General features: G+C 63.7%; 18 protein-coding genes. 4 read left to right on the top strand and 14 right to left on the bottom strand.

Annotation, left to right across the window (positions count from 1 at the left end; all coding sequences use genetic code 11):
• Positions 1-30 precede the first annotated feature (30 nt).
• The 9 genes from ACFW6D_RS08205 to ACFW6D_RS08245 all read right to left on the bottom strand — a co-directional run bounded on the left by ACFW6D_RS08205 (position 31) and on the right by ACFW6D_RS08245 (position 7,791).
• Complete coding sequence (locus tag ACFW6D_RS08205) at positions 31-828, bottom strand: hypothetical protein (RefSeq protein ID WP_379326011.1); 798 nt, start codon at positions 826-828, stop codon at positions 31-33.
• 110 nt (positions 829-938) lie between these two features.
• Positions 939-2,201, bottom strand: a complete 1,263-nt coding sequence (locus tag ACFW6D_RS08210) for an RDD family protein (RefSeq protein ID WP_379326293.1) — start codon at positions 2,199-2,201, stop codon at positions 939-941.
• Complete coding sequence (locus tag ACFW6D_RS08215; protein WP_379326013.1) at positions 2,201-2,800, bottom strand: hypothetical protein; 600 nt, start codon at positions 2,798-2,800, stop codon at positions 2,201-2,203. The genes ACFW6D_RS08210 and ACFW6D_RS08215 overlap by 1 nt, the downstream gene beginning before the upstream one ends.
• Positions 2,793-4,091, bottom strand: coding sequence for a hypothetical protein (locus ACFW6D_RS08220; RefSeq protein WP_379326014.1), 1,299 nt, complete (start codon positions 4,089-4,091; stop codon positions 2,793-2,795). Before ACFW6D_RS08220 ends, ACFW6D_RS08215 begins: the two co-directional genes overlap by 8 nt.
• Positions 4,088-4,426 carry a hypothetical protein gene (locus ACFW6D_RS08225; protein ID WP_379326016.1) on the bottom strand — a complete coding sequence of 113 codons (339 nt, stop codon included), beginning with the start codon at positions 4,424-4,426 and terminating at the stop codon, positions 4,088-4,090. The genes ACFW6D_RS08220 and ACFW6D_RS08225 overlap by 4 nt, the downstream gene beginning before the upstream one ends.
• Before the next feature lie 18 nt (positions 4,427-4,444).
• Positions 4,445-5,002 (bottom strand): DUF3558 domain-containing protein, encoded by a 558-nt coding sequence (locus ACFW6D_RS08230; protein ID WP_379326018.1) that lies wholly within the window; start codon positions 5,000-5,002, stop codon positions 4,445-4,447.
• Positions 5,003-5,057: 55 nt separating this feature from the next.
• The gene (locus tag ACFW6D_RS08235) at positions 5,058-5,435 is read right to left on the bottom strand and encodes a hypothetical protein (protein ID WP_379326020.1); all 378 of its coding nucleotides are present in this window, start codon (positions 5,433-5,435) and stop codon (positions 5,058-5,060) included.
• Positions 5,432-6,208 (bottom strand): ESX secretion-associated protein EspG, encoded by a 777-nt coding sequence (locus ACFW6D_RS08240; RefSeq protein ID WP_379326022.1) that lies wholly within the window; start codon positions 6,206-6,208, stop codon positions 5,432-5,434. Before ACFW6D_RS08240 ends, ACFW6D_RS08235 begins: the two co-directional genes overlap by 4 nt.
• A complete protein-coding gene (locus ACFW6D_RS08245; RefSeq protein WP_379326024.1) occupies positions 6,205-7,791 on the bottom strand; it encodes a hypothetical protein in 1,587 nt (528 codons plus the stop codon). Before ACFW6D_RS08245 ends, ACFW6D_RS08240 begins: the two co-directional genes overlap by 4 nt.
• 225 nt (positions 7,792-8,016) lie before the next feature.
• Here ACFW6D_RS08245 and ACFW6D_RS08250 point away from each other — a divergent pair, with 225 nt between their 5' ends.
• Complete coding sequence (locus tag ACFW6D_RS08250; RefSeq protein WP_379326026.1) at positions 8,017-8,289, top strand: helix-turn-helix domain-containing protein; 273 nt, start codon at positions 8,017-8,019, stop codon at positions 8,287-8,289.
• A gap of 19 nt (positions 8,290-8,308) precedes the next feature.
• Here ACFW6D_RS08250 and ACFW6D_RS08255 read toward each other — a convergent pair whose 3' ends face one another.
• From ACFW6D_RS08255 to ACFW6D_RS08270, 4 genes are all read right to left on the bottom strand, one after another.
• The gene (locus ACFW6D_RS08255) at positions 8,309-8,932 is read right to left on the bottom strand and encodes a Uma2 family endonuclease (RefSeq protein WP_379231491.1); all 624 of its coding nucleotides are present in this window, start codon (positions 8,930-8,932) and stop codon (positions 8,309-8,311) included.
• A 60-nt stretch (positions 8,933-8,992) separates the two neighbouring features.
• The gene (locus ACFW6D_RS08260; RefSeq protein ID WP_379326028.1) at positions 8,993-9,655 is read right to left on the bottom strand and encodes a Uma2 family endonuclease; all 663 of its coding nucleotides are present in this window, start codon (positions 9,653-9,655) and stop codon (positions 8,993-8,995) included.
• A gap of 75 nt (positions 9,656-9,730) precedes the next feature.
• On the bottom strand, positions 9,731-11,167 hold the full coding sequence (locus ACFW6D_RS08265) for an RNA-guided endonuclease InsQ/TnpB family protein (protein WP_379326030.1): 1,437 nt from the start codon (positions 11,165-11,167) through the stop codon (positions 9,731-9,733).
• Positions 11,168-11,267: 100 nt separating this feature from the next.
• A complete protein-coding gene (locus ACFW6D_RS08270; RefSeq protein WP_379326032.1) occupies positions 11,268-12,449 on the bottom strand; it encodes an FAD-dependent monooxygenase in 1,182 nt (393 codons plus the stop codon).
• 102 nt (positions 12,450-12,551) lie between these two features.
• Here ACFW6D_RS08270 and ACFW6D_RS08275 point away from each other — a divergent pair, with 102 nt between their 5' ends.
• Both ACFW6D_RS08275 and ACFW6D_RS08280 read left to right on the top strand, forming a co-directional pair.
• Positions 12,552-13,259 (top strand): TetR/AcrR family transcriptional regulator, encoded by a 708-nt coding sequence (locus ACFW6D_RS08275; RefSeq protein ID WP_379326034.1) that lies wholly within the window; start codon positions 12,552-12,554, stop codon positions 13,257-13,259.
• A gap of 44 nt (positions 13,260-13,303) precedes the next feature.
• Positions 13,304-13,717, top strand: a complete 414-nt coding sequence (locus tag ACFW6D_RS08280) for a limonene-1,2-epoxide hydrolase family protein (protein WP_379326036.1) — start codon at positions 13,304-13,306, stop codon at positions 13,715-13,717.
• On the opposite strand, the gene ACFW6D_RS08285 is transcribed toward ACFW6D_RS08280, so the two are convergent.
• A complete protein-coding gene (locus ACFW6D_RS08285) occupies positions 13,718-13,984 on the bottom strand; it encodes a hypothetical protein (protein ID WP_379326038.1) in 267 nt (88 codons plus the stop codon). It lies immediately after the preceding gene.
• Positions 13,985-14,286: 302 nt separating this feature from the next.
• Between ACFW6D_RS08285 and ACFW6D_RS08290 the strand changes: the two genes are divergently transcribed.
• Positions 14,287-15,666, top strand: a complete 1,380-nt coding sequence (locus ACFW6D_RS08290; protein ID WP_379326039.1) for a PhoH family protein — start codon at positions 14,287-14,289, stop codon at positions 15,664-15,666.
• Positions 15,667-15,778 lie beyond the last annotated feature (112 nt).

Consider the following 15,778-nt stretch of genomic DNA (forward strand, 5'->3'; position numbering starts at 1 on the left):
GCGGCACTCACAGAGTAGTCGCGACGGTGATCAGCTGGAACCTTCGATGGAGTGCCAGCGATCTAGTGAGGATTCTGTTCCGAGCTCTACTCGTAACGCAGGATTCGCGATGTAAAAATCAAGGTAGCGGTACAGGGTGATGCTGTCGACAGCGAGCCTTGGGCATTCGATAACAATCCAATGTGAATTCGATAGCTTGTCCCAGTTCCACAGTCGGCTCGGATTATCGGAAGACTTGGAGAATGGGCGGTTATAGCGGTGTATCCATTGTGCGGAGCTGAGTCCGGCGATATTGAGCAGCCGCTGCACGGGTTGCAGATTGAACGACGCATGAAGTCGGTTGATGTCATCCCATGCGAGCGCGGTCTGTGTGCTCCAGCCGTGTTGGACGATTGAATCAGCAGACAGGGCCAACTTCTCGGGTCGGAGCATACCGGTGGCGGCAAGAACTAGTGGAATAGTTGAAACTGAACCGAGAGCGGTGAATATGATGAAGAGGGGCCAGTGTACGCCTTCGTTCGACGTAGCGGATCCGTATGAAGCGAGCAGAAACATCATCGCGAAGCTCAGATACATGGCTTGGGGTAGCCAGAAGTAAACCCTGGATCCGGGCACAATCAGCACGGGCTGCCCATGCTCTTCGGTGAGACGGAGAGTGCGTTTGAAAAACGGTCCTTGTTGAGGCCTGAGCGCAAGTGCGAGCATCAGTGCTGTGCTGATCCCGAAAAGTACGACATACTTTGCAGCGCCAACAGCGGTGGGATCGCCGCTACGCAGAATGGAAATGCTGATACCAGTGGTAAGAATCGTGAGAATTAATGCGACCAAGATTGAGAGTATGCGACGGCGCACGAAGCCTCTTGGTTCAACGAACCATGGGTCTGCTACCGCTCGATTCTCAGAATATTGCATTCCAGCCTTTCGAGACCGCGTCACCACTACGTCGAAGGGCCGATGATGCCATCTCCGACGGACTCTCGGCGTCTCTGGACGTACGATTGTTCAGATTCGGGACCCGAGGGGTTCGTGGTTGTGTCAGTGGGCGGAGTCTCGACGTTCGGCGCGCCGGCTCGCACATCGCGACGGCGGACCGCGGGCAGCATGTACCGCTCGGGGCGTTTCGGGGCGATGCCGCCGAGTTCGATGAGTGCGAACGGAAGCTGAATCGCCAGGAGACCGCTGACCAACCAGGAGGCCAGCAACCAGCGAAAACGTGGATAGCGGCCGGTATCGCGGTCGATTATCACCAGGCCGAAGACGGCCTTACCGACTGTGGTGTGAGTGATCGCCTGGAGGACTACCCGGTCGATGAACGAGGCGAGCACCGAGCAGCAGATCACCGCGAACCAATCGATCGGCAGGTTGTGCCAGTCCTGGTTGCTGATCGCGAGTCGTAGCGCCGGGGTGACGGCGAGATAGATGCCAGAGCCAATCGCCACGTGGGCAACGATGTCGAGCAGGTAGGCGAGCGTTCGTCGAAGTTTGCGGGGGGAGGGGAATCGGTTGTCGTCGAGTCCGCCGTGAAGGGGGCTCTGGGGATGGCCGGTCGGCGGTCGCGTGACCGTCTGACCGCCGTCCCGTTCGAGGGTGAATTCGCTTGGCGCCGCGCTCGGCTCGGGCTTGGACAGCATGGTCGGCTCTGCCCGCGACTTGACCGCACTGCCGAACGCAGGCGCTGTGTAGAACAGTGATCGGTATGCCAGCCGGGTACGTGCGCCCCCGGGTTTCGCGACCAGACCGGCCTTGTTCGGATGGCCGGCGAACCAGACGACCTGATCACCGGGCTCGAAGGTGCGCGAGATCCACTTCCGCAAGACGAGGGTGGCGGTAATGGTTCCCTGATCATTGATCAGATGAACCCATTCCTGGATTTGTGGACGATGGGTTTCGATGTGCCAAAGCTGCCAGCGGTGCCGTGCTGCCCACACGCGGCGAAGCGATGTACGCACCATGACCAAGCCGGTAATGGTGAGTGGAAGAAACGCGAAAAAGAAGAAGAGCGCGGCACGGTTGCTGGATTCACGTTCTGCTGCGCGATAGGCCGATTCGGCCTGGACGACTGACTGGTACCACGCGAACATGCACGCAATGCCGCAGGCGAGAACCGTCAGCGAGCGCAGCGTTGTCCAAATCAGGCTCCACAGGGTTCCGGGGGTAGCCCATGCTCTTGGAAGCAGCCGATCCGGGCTTTCGGTATGCATCACAGGTTCAAGCTCGATGTCACCTGTGGTCCGAACTTCACCGATCGCGCCATATCGGAAATCATTTTGCGACAGGCGATTCCGCGTTCGGTATCCGGTGTGGCGAATTCGATCGCGACCAGCGAATTGCCGTCCTCTGACGGGACAACGGCTTGGAGTTGGTACACGGCGGGAGCCTGGTTCTCCTCGGACTGACCCGGCATCGCGGAGCCGACCTTCTCGGTGAACAGCACCGGGTGGGTGTCGGTTTCGACCAGTGCGGAGAGCCCGAGAGTGCCGTCGGCGCTTCTTGATCGAACGAGATCTGACAACACCAGGCGTGGATTGCGTGGGCCGCCGACTGTATCTCGCACTGTGACGGTCAGGCAGGAGTACAACGGGTCACCGTCCGGGAGGCGGTGAGCGCCGATTCCGCAATACCTGGTGCCGTTGTCCACGAGTGTGCCGGTCAGTGCGGTGAGAGCGGAAACAATTGACGGCGTGCCCGCTGTCGTTTGTGGGCCGAATTCATAGAGGTGCTCGCCATTTTCGACGATGTCGGCCAAGGGTAGGGCAGCGTAGCCCTCGGGAATCGCGACGGAGATCGATTGCTCACCCATTGAGCAGCCAGTCGGAAATCATCGAGGTGCCGGTTGCGGCACCGAGTCCACCTTTGGCCGCGCGATTGATCATTTCGATTCCGCCGACGGTGGTCCCGATGCTCTCCTCGTGTCGGCTTGCTCGGCTGAAATCCACGAGAACGTCAGTTATTTCGGAACCGCCGAATCTATCCGGTATTTTCGACACAAGCGGGTCCAATATCTTGTTCGACAGAATTCCTGGGCTCTGCGCGCCATCTGTGAATCCGTCCATGACCTGCCTGAATTTTGTCGACGATCCGGCGACGTCGGCGCCCGCATTAGCAACCGATAGGGCGGTGTCGGCCTCGGAGAACAGCGCCTTGCCTCCCTTGATGACGCCACCGGCGCCGGGAAGCACCGACAGCGTATCGGTGGTAAGCGTCGCAGCCATACTCCCGATTGCTCCCTTGTCGAACTGGCCGTTCATGATGTCGCCTACGGTGTCTTGATATTCGGGGTTCAACGCATTCATACCGAGCGCTCCGAGCCCGCTTGCCAGGGCGACCAAGCCTAATACCGCGCTAACGGGCGGCGGCGTGACAAGTGCGAGCAGTCCGGTTACCGCCGAAGTTGCGGCGAGCGCATCGTGGATCTCCTCTTGGTTGTCCTTGAACCAGTCCGCGATGGTGTCCCAGATGCTCTTGTCCGGTTCGCTCGGGGAGAAGTTGGCGGCGGCGTCGAGTTCGGTGGCGATGGCTCTGGCCTTCGCGGTGTGGTTGGTTTGGAGGCTGGTGGCGCGGGCGATGATCGCGTCGATGGTGGATTGGCAGTTGTTGACTGCGGTGGCGGCGGTGCTCAGTTTCGTGCTTGCCGCGTCGAGGCGGGACTGGGCGGCGGCCAATTGGGCTGAGTCGGTGAAGGTTTGGTTGGCTAGGCCGAGGTCTGGGTTGGTTTTGGCCTGTTGGAGGGCTGTGACGGCTGTGGCGTGTTCGGCGCGGGCGGCGGCGGCTTCGGTTTCCAGGCCTTTGGCGGCGTCCTGGAAGCCGATGAGGTCGGCGTGCCAAGTGGTGATCAGGGTGGATGCCCCTTGGAGGGCTGACTGGGCGCGATCGAGGTCTTGGGACAGGGTCGCGTCGTAGTTGTCGCGAAAGGCCTGGCCCGCGTCGCCTTTCCAGACATCGTCGTTGTTGTTGCGGACGCGGTTGAGCAGGGCGTTGGTTTCGGTGACGGCGTCGGCGGCGGCCTTGACCTTGGCTCCGAGGGTGGCGACCTGGGTCGCGTCGCCGGGGGCTGGGTTGAAACCGATATTCGGGTACGGGTTCCCTGTCATCGTCCTGTCACCCCCGGTGTGGGAATCGCTGGGTTGAGCTGGTCGCCCGCGGTGCCGATGATCCCCGCCATCGTCCTGTCGAGTTCCTGGTACGCGGTGCTGCATTGGGCTATGCCATCGGCGGTGGAGGCGGCGGATTCGCAGATGCGTTCGATGCCGTACTCCCAGCGGCGCTGGAAGTTGTCGGCGGACTCGTTGAGTGTGGTGGTGCCGATGTCGGCGTTGCCGTCTTTGGACATCGCTTTCATGGCGTCGGTGAGTACCTGTTCCGAGCCGCGTAGTGATTGGACGGTTTTGTTCAGTAGGTCTATGTCGGCCTGGAAGATTCCTGCCATGTTCCCTCCCCTTTTCTGTTATTTCGTTGGTAGAGCGGCTTCGACGGTGCGGGCGGCTTCGTCTATGTGGTCGCAGCCGACCCAGGTAGTGAAGGCGGCAGTGCTGTCGACGCGCACTTCGATTGTTGCGTCAGGGCCTGGAAACGCGATGTAGCAGGACTCGGCGGAACGTGTGCGGTGGAACAAAGCTTCCTTTCCGTTCACAGTCGTGGGCCCGGCCCCTTCGTAGTTGCGGGCTCGCATCTCATCGAGGCTGACGTTCGTCGAGGAGACAGTCAGATTGCCGACATCCAGCTGTTGACCTCGGACATCGCCCTTCCGTGAGAATTCGCAGCCGATGAATGCGTAGTCATCGAAAACGAAGTCACTTCGTTTTCTCGTCATCGGATCGAAGCCCAGCGCAGCGGGAACGGCGTCATCGATTCTGGCGCAGGGGTCGAACGTAACCGGTTGACGCGCGCCCGATGGCTGGTTCGGTGCAGGTGAAACTGGCGAAGCGATCGCAACTGGGGAGTCGGTGTCAGTGGGGCCACCAGTCGGCGCGGGCGTTGTTGGTGAACACCCGACAATTGCCATGCCGCAGATCAGAGACGCTGCTAGAGCTGTGTGGGTCCGCATGGGCAATACCCCCCTAGGTGGTTTCGGGCTGGAGCATTGCGAGGCGTTGGCCGTTCAGCGTGTCGGCCTCCTGAAGCTTGTTCGCCGCGCGCAGAAGACCCTCTTGCATCTGCATTGCCGCATCGATCAGTTGAGTGATCACACCGTGACCGTCGGTTGCCTTCGTCGCGAACCCATGCTGCAACTCCACAGATGAGGGGAATCCGCCGAACCCACTGACATTTTGGGCCTTGTCAAAGCTTCGTCGAACGGCTGTTAAGTCTTGAATCATCTTGTCGTACAACGACACAACCGCCATCGCCGCAGTCGGTTCAAAACTGAACTCACCTGCCCGCGCGGACTGCGTGAACGCCTCGATCTGCGCTCGGCCGTAGTCGATTTCGATAGTCATCGGTCGTCCTGTCTTTTCGGCGGGGCGTGGAAATGGCCGCGTTTGCTGATTTCGCGGGCGACGGTTGTGGGGGAGGCTGGGGTGATGGTGGTGTCGTTGTCGTCGACCTCGATGAGGTAGCGGCCGCTCGCGTATTGGCCTGGGGGGATGTCGATCCAGCTCAGGTATTGGATGGGGCGGGTGCCTGGGTCGCGTTCGATGACGAAATAGCCTTCGGCGCTGCGGCGTTTGCGCATGAGCGTTCGGATGCGTTCGTCGACGGGGAGGCGGCCTTGCGCGTCGCGGGTCCAGTGGGTTTGGGATACCTCGCCTCGGACTCGTGGTGTGTAGCCGAGCATCGGGCCGGCGCCGCCTGGTTCGGCTTTGGGCAGGATCGCTGAAAGATGGGCGGGCACCAACGCGCGGGAGACGAGGGCGAGGCGGACGTCGCCGCCGCCTTCGTTAGGGGTGAAGTGTTGTGCGGCAACGACACCGAGGCCGTCGAGTGCTGCGCCGTGGCTGCGGATCTCGCTGTTGCCGACAGTGCTGACACTGGCTACTCGGGTGTCGGCGTTGGACAAGATGGTGAACACCGCGGACAGGCCGCGGTCACCGCCTCGGGGAAAACGTTCGCGCAGGACGGTTCGCAGTTTGTCGGCGTCGGTTTCGGTGGTGGGGGTGGTACGGACGGCGAGGGGGTCGGGGTGGTCGTAGGCGTCGTCGAAACGGGTTTCTTGGCGCCAGACCCAGTCGAATTCGTCGCAGGTCAGGGTCCAGGTCGGGGGTTTGGTCATCGGGCGGTGCGCTCGTTCCCGGCGGACGTGGGCTCCGATGTGCCGTGTTCGGCGAGCAGCGCCGCGACTTCGGGTGGCAGGGTCGGCGCGGTGGGTTCGATCGACGACTGGCTGGGTGCGGAGGTGGTCGGTGCGCTCGCTGCTTCGGCCGGCTGATCGAGCAGCGACGCAACCGGGGGTGCGGCGAGGGCTGATGCGGTGACGTTCGGTGCGGATTCGCTCAGCTCGTCTGTTGGATCGTCGCCGATGACGCCGGCGAGAACGTGTGTGGTGTCGAGCAATTCGGGTTGAACGCCGCGTAGGTAGTCGGGGGAGCTGTGTTCGTCGTCGGCGTCGCCGGGCTTGCGGCCCGCGCCTGCCCCGGCGCCGGGCATCATGCCCATACCAGGTGCACCACCGACACGCGATCCCGCCGCGGACCCGCCAGATGCGAGAGTTGCTCCGACACCGGGTGATTGGGGCTGACCTGGTACCGCCGCACCTGCTCCGGGAGCCGCGCCGGGGGAACCGAGACCGCCGGGTGAACCGAGACCGCCGGGTGAACCGCCGCTGCCGAGCGGTGAACCCGTGCTGCCCAGCGGGGAGCCGGAGCCTGCCGGGGTCGAGCCGGCGGGAGTGGTCGACGCGGGCGTGGTGCTCGCGGGAGACGTGCCCTCGGTATCCGTCGGCGTCGTGCTGGGACTCTCCGCAGTGGACGAATCGTCGTCGGTCGTGGTCGCGGCGGGGCTGGTCGGTTCTTCGGTCGCGGGCGTCTCTGGCTCCGTTGGTGTTTCGGCGGTCGGGCTACCTGCCGATGGTGAACCCGCGCTGGGCGACCCGCCGGAGGGCGAGCCACCCCCGGAACCGTCCGGGCTGCCGCCGGAGCCGGGTCCGCCGGGCACCACCGAGTACGACGGCACACCCGAACCGGTCGGTGGGATCGTCGGGGTGTAGATCCGGTTCATGGTCGCCTGTGCGTCCAGTTCCGCTTGCCGCTGGGCTTGCCGGTCGACGGTCGCCACCACGGGATTGGTCAGGCCGGGGATGACCTGGATGTAGTTGTCGTCGGGTTTGGCGGCGACGATCTGCGCGGTCGGAGCCTGCACGGCCATCCGGATCGCCTCCACCGCGGGGCCGACGATGTCGAGGCGGGTTTTCATCGCCTCGCACACCTGGGCCATCTGCTGGATCGAGGTATTGAGCGCGGTGATCCCGGCCCGCACGGCATCACCGCTCGCACCTGCCCATTCGCCATGCGCTAGTAGGGAATTGGCGCTCGTCTGGTGAGTGGTAGCGATCCGGGTGAGCTCGGCGTCGATGCCGCTCCAGGTTTCGCGCAAGGTGTTGATGGTGGTGATACTCATGCCACCTTGACCGTCCTTGCCGTGGACGCCCTCGTATATCTGCTGGTGGGAGAGCCCGTCGAACTGGTCGATGGTCTTCACGTAGTCGGGATCGGTCCCCGCCAGCTTGTCGCGCAGCGCCTGATCGATCGACTGCGTCCGCGACAGCGCGTCGATGACTTTCTGATTGTTCGGAAACACCGCGTTGAGTGCCGCCGGGTCCAGATTTATGTACGGAAATATCGGATTGTCACCGGTCATTTCTTGCCCCTCCCACAGGTGATTCGCTCAGACGCTCGCGGCAAGCCGATCGACGATCGTCGTCCGGACGGTGCGGAGCAGCGACTCGCCCGGGCGCCGCCCCCGTTCGACGATCACGCACCCCCACCAGCAACAGGCCATCTATAGATGGCTTTTCCCAGACGCGCACATAATGCCATCTATAGATGGTCGACGCGAGCACGATGCCTCGGAAACCTCATTGAGATGTCCGAGTCCGCCGTTGAGAAGCAGCTCATGGCGATTTTGGGGCAACACCTGGCGACTCTGCGCGAGGCAAGAGGCCTCACTCAGGAGGCGGTGGCGGACGCTGCGGGCATCAGTCGGAACTACTACCAACTACTCGAGAACGGCATGGGCAATCGCAAGACCAAGAAGCCGCCGAACCCGAGGTTCTCGACGCTGATGGGCCTGAGCGAGGCCCTCGACACGACGGTGCCCGACCTCGTCGACGTGATGTTCGGTCGCAGCGCGAGCTGACGCCGAGGCTTTCGGTGGACTACAGCACGAGGTCGGTCAGCTGGTCCCAATCCAGGTTGATTCGGATGGGCAGTTCGACGGCGAACGCGGTGCCGGGCTTCAAGATTCGGGCGAGGCGGTAGTGGCCTACGCCGTGGTCGAGAGCGTAGGTCTCGATGGAACTGACATCGGCGTCGGTGATGCTGACGAGCCAGTACCAGGGGATGCCCGCGGCGGCGTATTCGCTCATCTTCTCGAGGCGGTCGGTCTTCACATGGCTCGGTGAGATGACCTCGACAGCGATTTTCAGGTGGCGGGCAGGCACCGGTCGTACCTCGGATGGCACGCAGTCGAACAGTGCGATATCCGGTCGTCGGATCGTGGCCCGAGGTATTTCCCAGAGCACCACGTCGAAATCATGATTGGTGTCGAGGCAGGACGACGGGTCCTCGGACATGTATTCCTTGGCCGCGGCTTCGAACATCGCGAGCAATCGATGGACGGCTTTCTGATGTGCCCGCGTCGGTGACTCGCAGCGGACAGCGTCGCCGTTGACAACCTCGACCAGGCGGCAGAACTCTTCGGGGAGTTCGCGCCAGATATCGAGGGTGATCGGCTCGGGCTGAACGTTGTCCGGCCGCGCCCAATCGAAGATCGCTGACATGGTCAGGAGTCTATCGAGTGTGGCGGTCGGTCGGGCCCGCGATTGTTCTGTGCCGACCCTTCACTCCTCGGTCCATGTCGTCCAGCTGTCGGTGGTGAGGGTGCGGTGGAAGGGAGCGGGCAGTTCGATTGGTTCGCCGAATTTCCACTGGCGGTGGTTGTCGTAGGTGCCTGCGGTGCGATCGGGGGACCAGAACAGGGTGGCGCAGCCGGCCTGGGGGTCGCGGTCTATGAGGAGGTAGAAGGGGACGCCCGAGGCCGCGTAGCCGTTCCATTTGGTGCGGCGGCGGCGTGGGCGCAGGCCGGGTGGGCGGTCGTCGGCGGCGTTGGAGGGGGATGTCACCTCGACGGCGAGGGCCAGTTGGGCTGGGTAGACGCGTGGCGAGTCGGCGGCGAGTAGGGCCGCGTGGGTTTCCCGGTCCAGGAGGAACAGGTCGGGCACGTAGCCGTCTTGGATCTCGATCAGGCTCAGGTCGACATTGGTCGCCAACTGCCAACGAAACGATTCGTCGGCGAGTTCGGCGGCGTATACGGCCCGGGATATCGACTGAACCACGTGCCCGTGGCCGAACCTTGGACAAGGTGACACGACTACTTCCCCCCCGATGATTTCGACGCGACTGCCATCCGGGACGTGGAGATACTCGTCCAGCTCGCCGCGCTCCCACATCGCGAAAGCCGAATCGGGCATCTTCATGGGTCCACGAACCTCTGCGGTGGTCATTGCGGCCAACCTCCTCTTACAGCGTGTCTGAAAACCAAGTGGTTTCAGATACCGCCCTTCTCGGGCGTCGTCGGTTCACGCCACAAGTGTGGCGTGAACTTCGGTTCCCGCGTCAACCGGGACGGTTTCACCGACACCCGCAGGGTGTCGGTCAGCGCCTTCCCGTCGGCGGACATTTGTAACCCGGCCTCCTGCTCGGGGGTCCGGGGATCGTGAAAAGTCCTGCTGCATTGTCGGCCACAGCGCAAGATTGATCGCCGCGTTGCGGTCACGGTCTACACGAAAACCACATCCACAGAAGAACACTCGATCCGCCAACGACAAGTCGGCGTTGATTGCCCCGCAGGCCGAGCACCGTTTACTCGACGGATACCAACGATCCGCGACAGTCACCGTGCCACCACGCCAACCCTGTTTGTAGACCAAAAGGCGAGCGAAGTCGGCCCATCCGGCATCGCTGATCGCACGAGCCAAACGGCGGTTACCGAGCATCCCTGTCACATTCAGCTCTTCGATCACGAGCCGGTCGTGGGTTTTGACCAGCTGGTTGGCGACCTGATGCGCGAAATGGCGGCGAATGTTGGCGATTCGGTGATGATGACGGCCCAACTTGGCGACTGCGCGCTGACGGTTGCGTGAACCTTTCTGTTTGCGTGACACCGACTTCGCCAGACGGCGTTGCCCGGCCAGCCGGGTAGTCAACGGTCGCGGCATGGTATCGATACGGGCGACCTCGGTTCCGTCGCTGGTCGCGGCGACCGCAAAGACGCTCAATCCGCGATCGATCCCCACCCACCTGTCGGCGTCGTCGGGTTGACGTGGTCGGTGGTGGTGGTTGGGGTGCAGGTCGGAGGCTTCGACTGTCAGGCTGATCCACCACTGACAGGCACGGAAGGTCACGGTGGTGTGGAGGATTTTCGCCCGGTCCTTGGCGAGCATGCGGCGCAACCGGCGGGTGTCCTCACGGACCCTGATCGCACCGATCCCGGGCAACGTCACCGACCGCGCGGACTCGGTGTCACCGACTCGGATCCCCGCCCGGCCGGTTTTCGCGATTCTGTTGCGGAGCCGAAAAGAGGGAACCGATTTGTCCTTTTTCTTGAAGCGAGGGAATCTGACTGGTCTGCCCGCGCGTTTACCGGTCCGTGAGTCCGAGAACGCGGTAAGAGAGCGACCGCAGTCGACGGCGGCTTCCTCGAAAACCTGCTGGCATACCTGGGTTCGCCAGTCCAATCCGGTGACCTGCACTTCGGTGTCCCCATTGGTGCTGACTGCGAAGACTCGGCCTGCGGCTTCGGTTTTCTTCCAGGTGTTGAACGTGTTGATCAGGTCGAACCCGGTCCACGGCACCCGGTGGTCGGGGCAGCTTTTGCGGGTGGTGAGCGCGGCTTTCACGAAAGCCAGGCTTTGGTTGAACGCGAACCGCGCTGCCCCGGCATGCCGTTTGAGCACGATGGACTGCTCGACTGTGGGGTCGAGGCAGTACCGGAAGGTGGTGTGGCGGCTCATCATCGATGAGTGTGACACAAGCCACCGACATCAATAGTTCGCGAGCTCGCTGCCGTCTATCCCCTCGGGGTTCTGTGGATAACTTCGGGGTTGTGGATAGAGCTCAGTTCACCTGCGGCGTGGATTCGAGCAGGGTTGGGTAGTCGAGGAGGTCGATGTCGTTGGCGGCTTTGTCGCCGTATTTCAGCATGAGGGTGAAGAGGCGGGAGCCGAGGAACCAGTTGCGGGCCTTGATGCCGCGGGCGGTTTTCGGGGCGAGGAAGGGGCCTGCGTTGCTGTTGCCCGCTATTTTGGCGTAGCGCTTCATGATTCGGTCGTAGTTAGCGAATGCTTGGGCGTGATCGCCTGTGGCGCAAGCTAGTTCGCCTGCCAGGACGTAGGCGCCGACGATCGCGAGGCCGGTTCCGAAGCCTGCCAGGGTGTTTCCGTAGGCGGCGTCGCCGATGAGGGCGGTGCGGCCTCGGGTGTAGGTGCCGTTCATACGGACCTGGCTGATGGAGTCGAGGTGGATGTCGTCGAAGTCGGCGAGGTCGGTGAGCATGCGGGGGGCGTGCCAGGTCATGTCGGCGAAGGTTTCGGTGATGATGCGGCGTTGGGCGGCGGGGTCGTTACGGGGGTAGTCGAGCTCGGGGGCGGCGAACAGGTACATCTGCTGGGCTTTCGGGCCGCCGTCGATGGCTAGTTTGCCGGGGGTGTTGTGGGCGTAGCCGGTGGCGCGTTCGCGGGGAGTGGCCGTGTCGCTCGCACCTGCGACGCAGTAGTAGTAGCCGAGGTGTTTCACGTAGTCGGCTTCGGGGCCGAACGCCAATTTCCGTACCCGCGAATGGATTCCGTCGGCGCCGAGGACGAGGTCGAAGGTGCGGGGTGGGTTGTGCTCGAATCGCACGGCCACACTGTCGCCGGTGTCGTGCAGGTCGGTGATGGTGTCGCCGAAGAGGTATTCGACGGTGGCGGCGGTTGTGTCGTACATGATCTCGGCCAGGTCGCCGCGCAGGATCTCGAGGTCGCCACCGGTGAACTCACCCGACATCAGGCCGAGCTCGCGCCCGTTGTCGTCGACGAACGCCATGTCGGTGGTGCCGGTGCGACGGGCGCGGACTTCGTCGAGGATACCCATTCGCTCGAGCACTTTCAGGTGGGTCTTGCCCTTGAAATCCACCGCCTGACCGCCTGCTCGAAGTGCGGGGGCGCGTTCGACGACGGTGACGGAGAAGCCGTAGCGGTGCAGCCAGTAGGCGAGGGCGGGCCCGGCGATGCTTGCGCCGGAGATGAGGACAGTACGCATGGGGGAACTCCTGGGGATCTGTGTCCGATGGAATCTGTATCCGGTGGATGCAGATCAGAGTATGGTAGACACAGTTTCGCGTCAAGACGAAAGGATGAGCGGATGCCGACCACTGTCGAGCTGCTGTGGGGGACCGCGCAGCGCCCCAAGCGCGGGCCCAAACCCGCGCTCACCCTCGACGGGATCGTCGCCGAGGCCATCGCGCTCGCCGATGCCGAGGGGCTGGCGGCGCTCTCGATGCAGCGGCTGGCCGAACGGCTCGGGTTCACCAAGATGTCGCTGTACCGGTACGTGCCGGGCAAGGAGCAACTGACCGCGCTGATGCTCGACGCGGCAATCGGTGAGCCGCCGAATTCCGCAGATGTGCAACAGGATTGGCGTTCGGGATTGCGGGACTGGGGTACGGCGATCTTCGCGCGCTACCTCGCGCACCCGTGGGCGATCGAGCTCACCCTCGGCGTGCGCCCCTTCGGTCCCAATGAGATGGGGTGGACCGAGGCCGCGCTCATCGCGTTGGCAGGCACCGGCCTCACGGGTTCGGAAAAACTCGACACGATCGTCCTGCTCAACGGTCACGCCCGCAATCTGGCCCAGCAGGTCGCGTCGATGAGCGGCGAGGGCGAAGTGCAGTTCACCGAGCAGTTCACTGCGATGATGACCGCCGCCGCGGGCCGCTACCCGGCGGTCGGCGCGGCCTTCGCCGAGGAAGCCGCCGCGCCCGCCGGGAAAGGCGGCCCGGACGACGCCCTGCGTTTCGGCGTCGACCGCATCCTGGACGGACTCGCCGTGCTGATCGACCAGCGAAACTGAACGGACCCCTGGTCCCGCCGCGATCGGCACCCTAGGCTCATCCCATGACCGATCAGCTGCCGGAGCCCGCCGTCACCATCGTCCGTGAGTTCTTCGGCGCGCTCGAACTCGGCGTGGTCGACGAGGCGCTCGACCTCCTCGATCCCGCGATCGTCTGGAAGAACACCTCGCTGCCGACCCTGCGCGGCAAGAACCGGGTCGCCACCGTGTTGCGCGGCTTGGATCGGCCGAAGCTCGGGTTCTCCGCGGACATACACCACATCGCCGCAGACGGTGACATCGTGCTCACCGACCGCACCGATTACCTGCACGTCGGGCCGGTGCGGATCGGCTTCTGGGTGAGCGGCACCTTCGAACTGCGCGACGGCCGAATCGTGCTGTGGGACGACCACTTCAGCAAGGGCAATGTCGCGCGCGGCGCCGTCGTCGGCGTGGTGAAGGCGATCACCGGGCGCTGACTACTCGTGCTTGCGTAAGTAAGCCAGGTAGGTGGGGCGCAGCACGTCGGCCAGCTTGCCGTCGCCCGCGTGGATGTAGTCGTCGATCATCGGCACCACGTATTTGATGTCGGCCGAGCTCTCGCCGAGGTCGCCCGCCTCGGCCTGGGCCGCCGGAATCGACTTCAGCAGTTCCCACAGGAACTTCACGTCGCCGTGGCGCACGGCCGTCTTCACCGCGCGGTCGTGCAGTTCCTTCGACGACAGGTTCTCCAGATCATCGGCCATGGCATCGACTGTAGCGCTCGGCGGCGCACACACGCCGGATCCGCCACGACAGTGGTGGTTAACGACAAATTCACGGACACGTGCGCCGGTCCAGCAGCGCCGTCGCGAATTCGGCGGTAGCGTCGTAAATGCGAGTCGCGTCGGTGTGATTCGTACGGGAGGTCCTGACCGTGACTGAGCTACTCAGTGCGAGAGGGCCGGCACCTGGCCCTCGGGGCGGTTGATCCAAACTGCCCACAAGGACGGACCGGTCCAGCGAGATCGTTCGCGCGGGTGCCGTGCGAACACATAAGGAGCCCCCCGTGACTGCTGCACGCTCCGTTTCCGCTTCCGCGAAGCACACGGCCCCGGCCTCGGCCCAGAAGAAAGGGGCTCGCCCCTCACGTTCCGGTCGCAAGACTTTTATCGTCGACACCTCCGTACTCCTGTCGGATCCCTGGGCCGTCACCCGGTTCGGGGAACACAGTGTGGTCCTACCCCTGGTCGTGATCAGTGAGCTGGAGGCGAAACGGCACCACCACGAGCTCGGGTGGTTCGCCCGTGAGGCACTGCGCATGCTCGATGACCTGCGGGTTCAGCACGGCAGGCTCGACCAGGCGCTGCCCATCGGCACCGAGGGCGGCACCCTGCAGGTGGAGCTCAACCACACCGATTCGTCGGTGCTGCCCGCCGGATTCCGTTCCGACACCAACGATTCCCGCATCCTGGCCTGCGCGCTGAACTTCTCGGCCGAGGGCGAAGACGTGGTGCTGGTGTCCAAGGACATCCCGCTGCGCGTCAAGGCGAGCGCGGTCGGATTGGCGGCCGACGAGTACCACGCGCAGGACGTGGTGACCTCCGGCTGGAGCGGGATGGTGGAACTCGACGTCGCGGGCGCGCAGATCGACCAGCTCTACACCGATGCGGTGATCGACCTCGACGAAGCGCGAGAGTTGCCCTGCCACACCGGTGTTCGGTTGCTGGGCAGCAGCTCGAGCGCACTGGGCCGGGTCACCGCCGACAAGCGGATCCAGCTGGTTCGGGAGCGGGAGGCCTTCGGTCTGCACGGGCGTTCGGCCGAACAGCGCATCGCGCTCGATCTGTTGCTCGACGAGAGCATCGGGATCGTGTCGATGGGTGGGCGCGCAGGCACCGGAAAGTCGGCGCTGGCGTTGACCGCCGGGCTGGAAGCGGTGCTGGAGCGGCGGACTCAGCGCAAGGTGGTCGTGTTCCGGCCGCTCTACGCGGTCGGCGGGCAGGAACTGGGCTATCTGCCGGGTTCGGAGAGCGAGAAGATGGGCCCGTGGGCACAGGCCGTCTTCGACACTCTGGAGGGGCTGGCCAGCAAGGAAGTGCTCGAGGAGGTGCTCAGTCGCGGCATGCTCGAAGTGTTGCCGCTGACCCACATTCGTGGCCGGTCGCTGCACGATTCGTTCGTGATCGTCGACGAGGCGCAATCCCTCGAGCGCAATGTGCTGCTCACGGTGTTGAGCCGCCTCGGCACGGGCTCGCGGGTGGTGCTCACCCACGATGTCGCCCAGCGCGACAATCTGCGGGTCGGCAGGCACGACGGTGTGGCGGCGGTGATCGAAAAGCTCAAGGGGCACCCGCTTTTCGCGCACATCACCCTTACTCGCAGCGAGCGCTCGCCGATCGCGGCGCTGGTGACCGAGATGCTCGAGGAGTACGGACCGAACGCGTAATCGTCGGCAATCGGGCCGCGTCGCGGCCCGAATCCGTTTGATTACCGCAAACAGTGGGTATTATCCGCTCCGACACCAATCCAGCAACGGCTCGGCGAACTACGTTCCGCCG

This window comes from Nocardia sp. NPDC058705, assembly GCF_042749305.1.
Taxonomy (GTDB): domain Bacteria; phylum Actinomycetota; class Actinomycetes; order Mycobacteriales; family Mycobacteriaceae; genus Nocardia.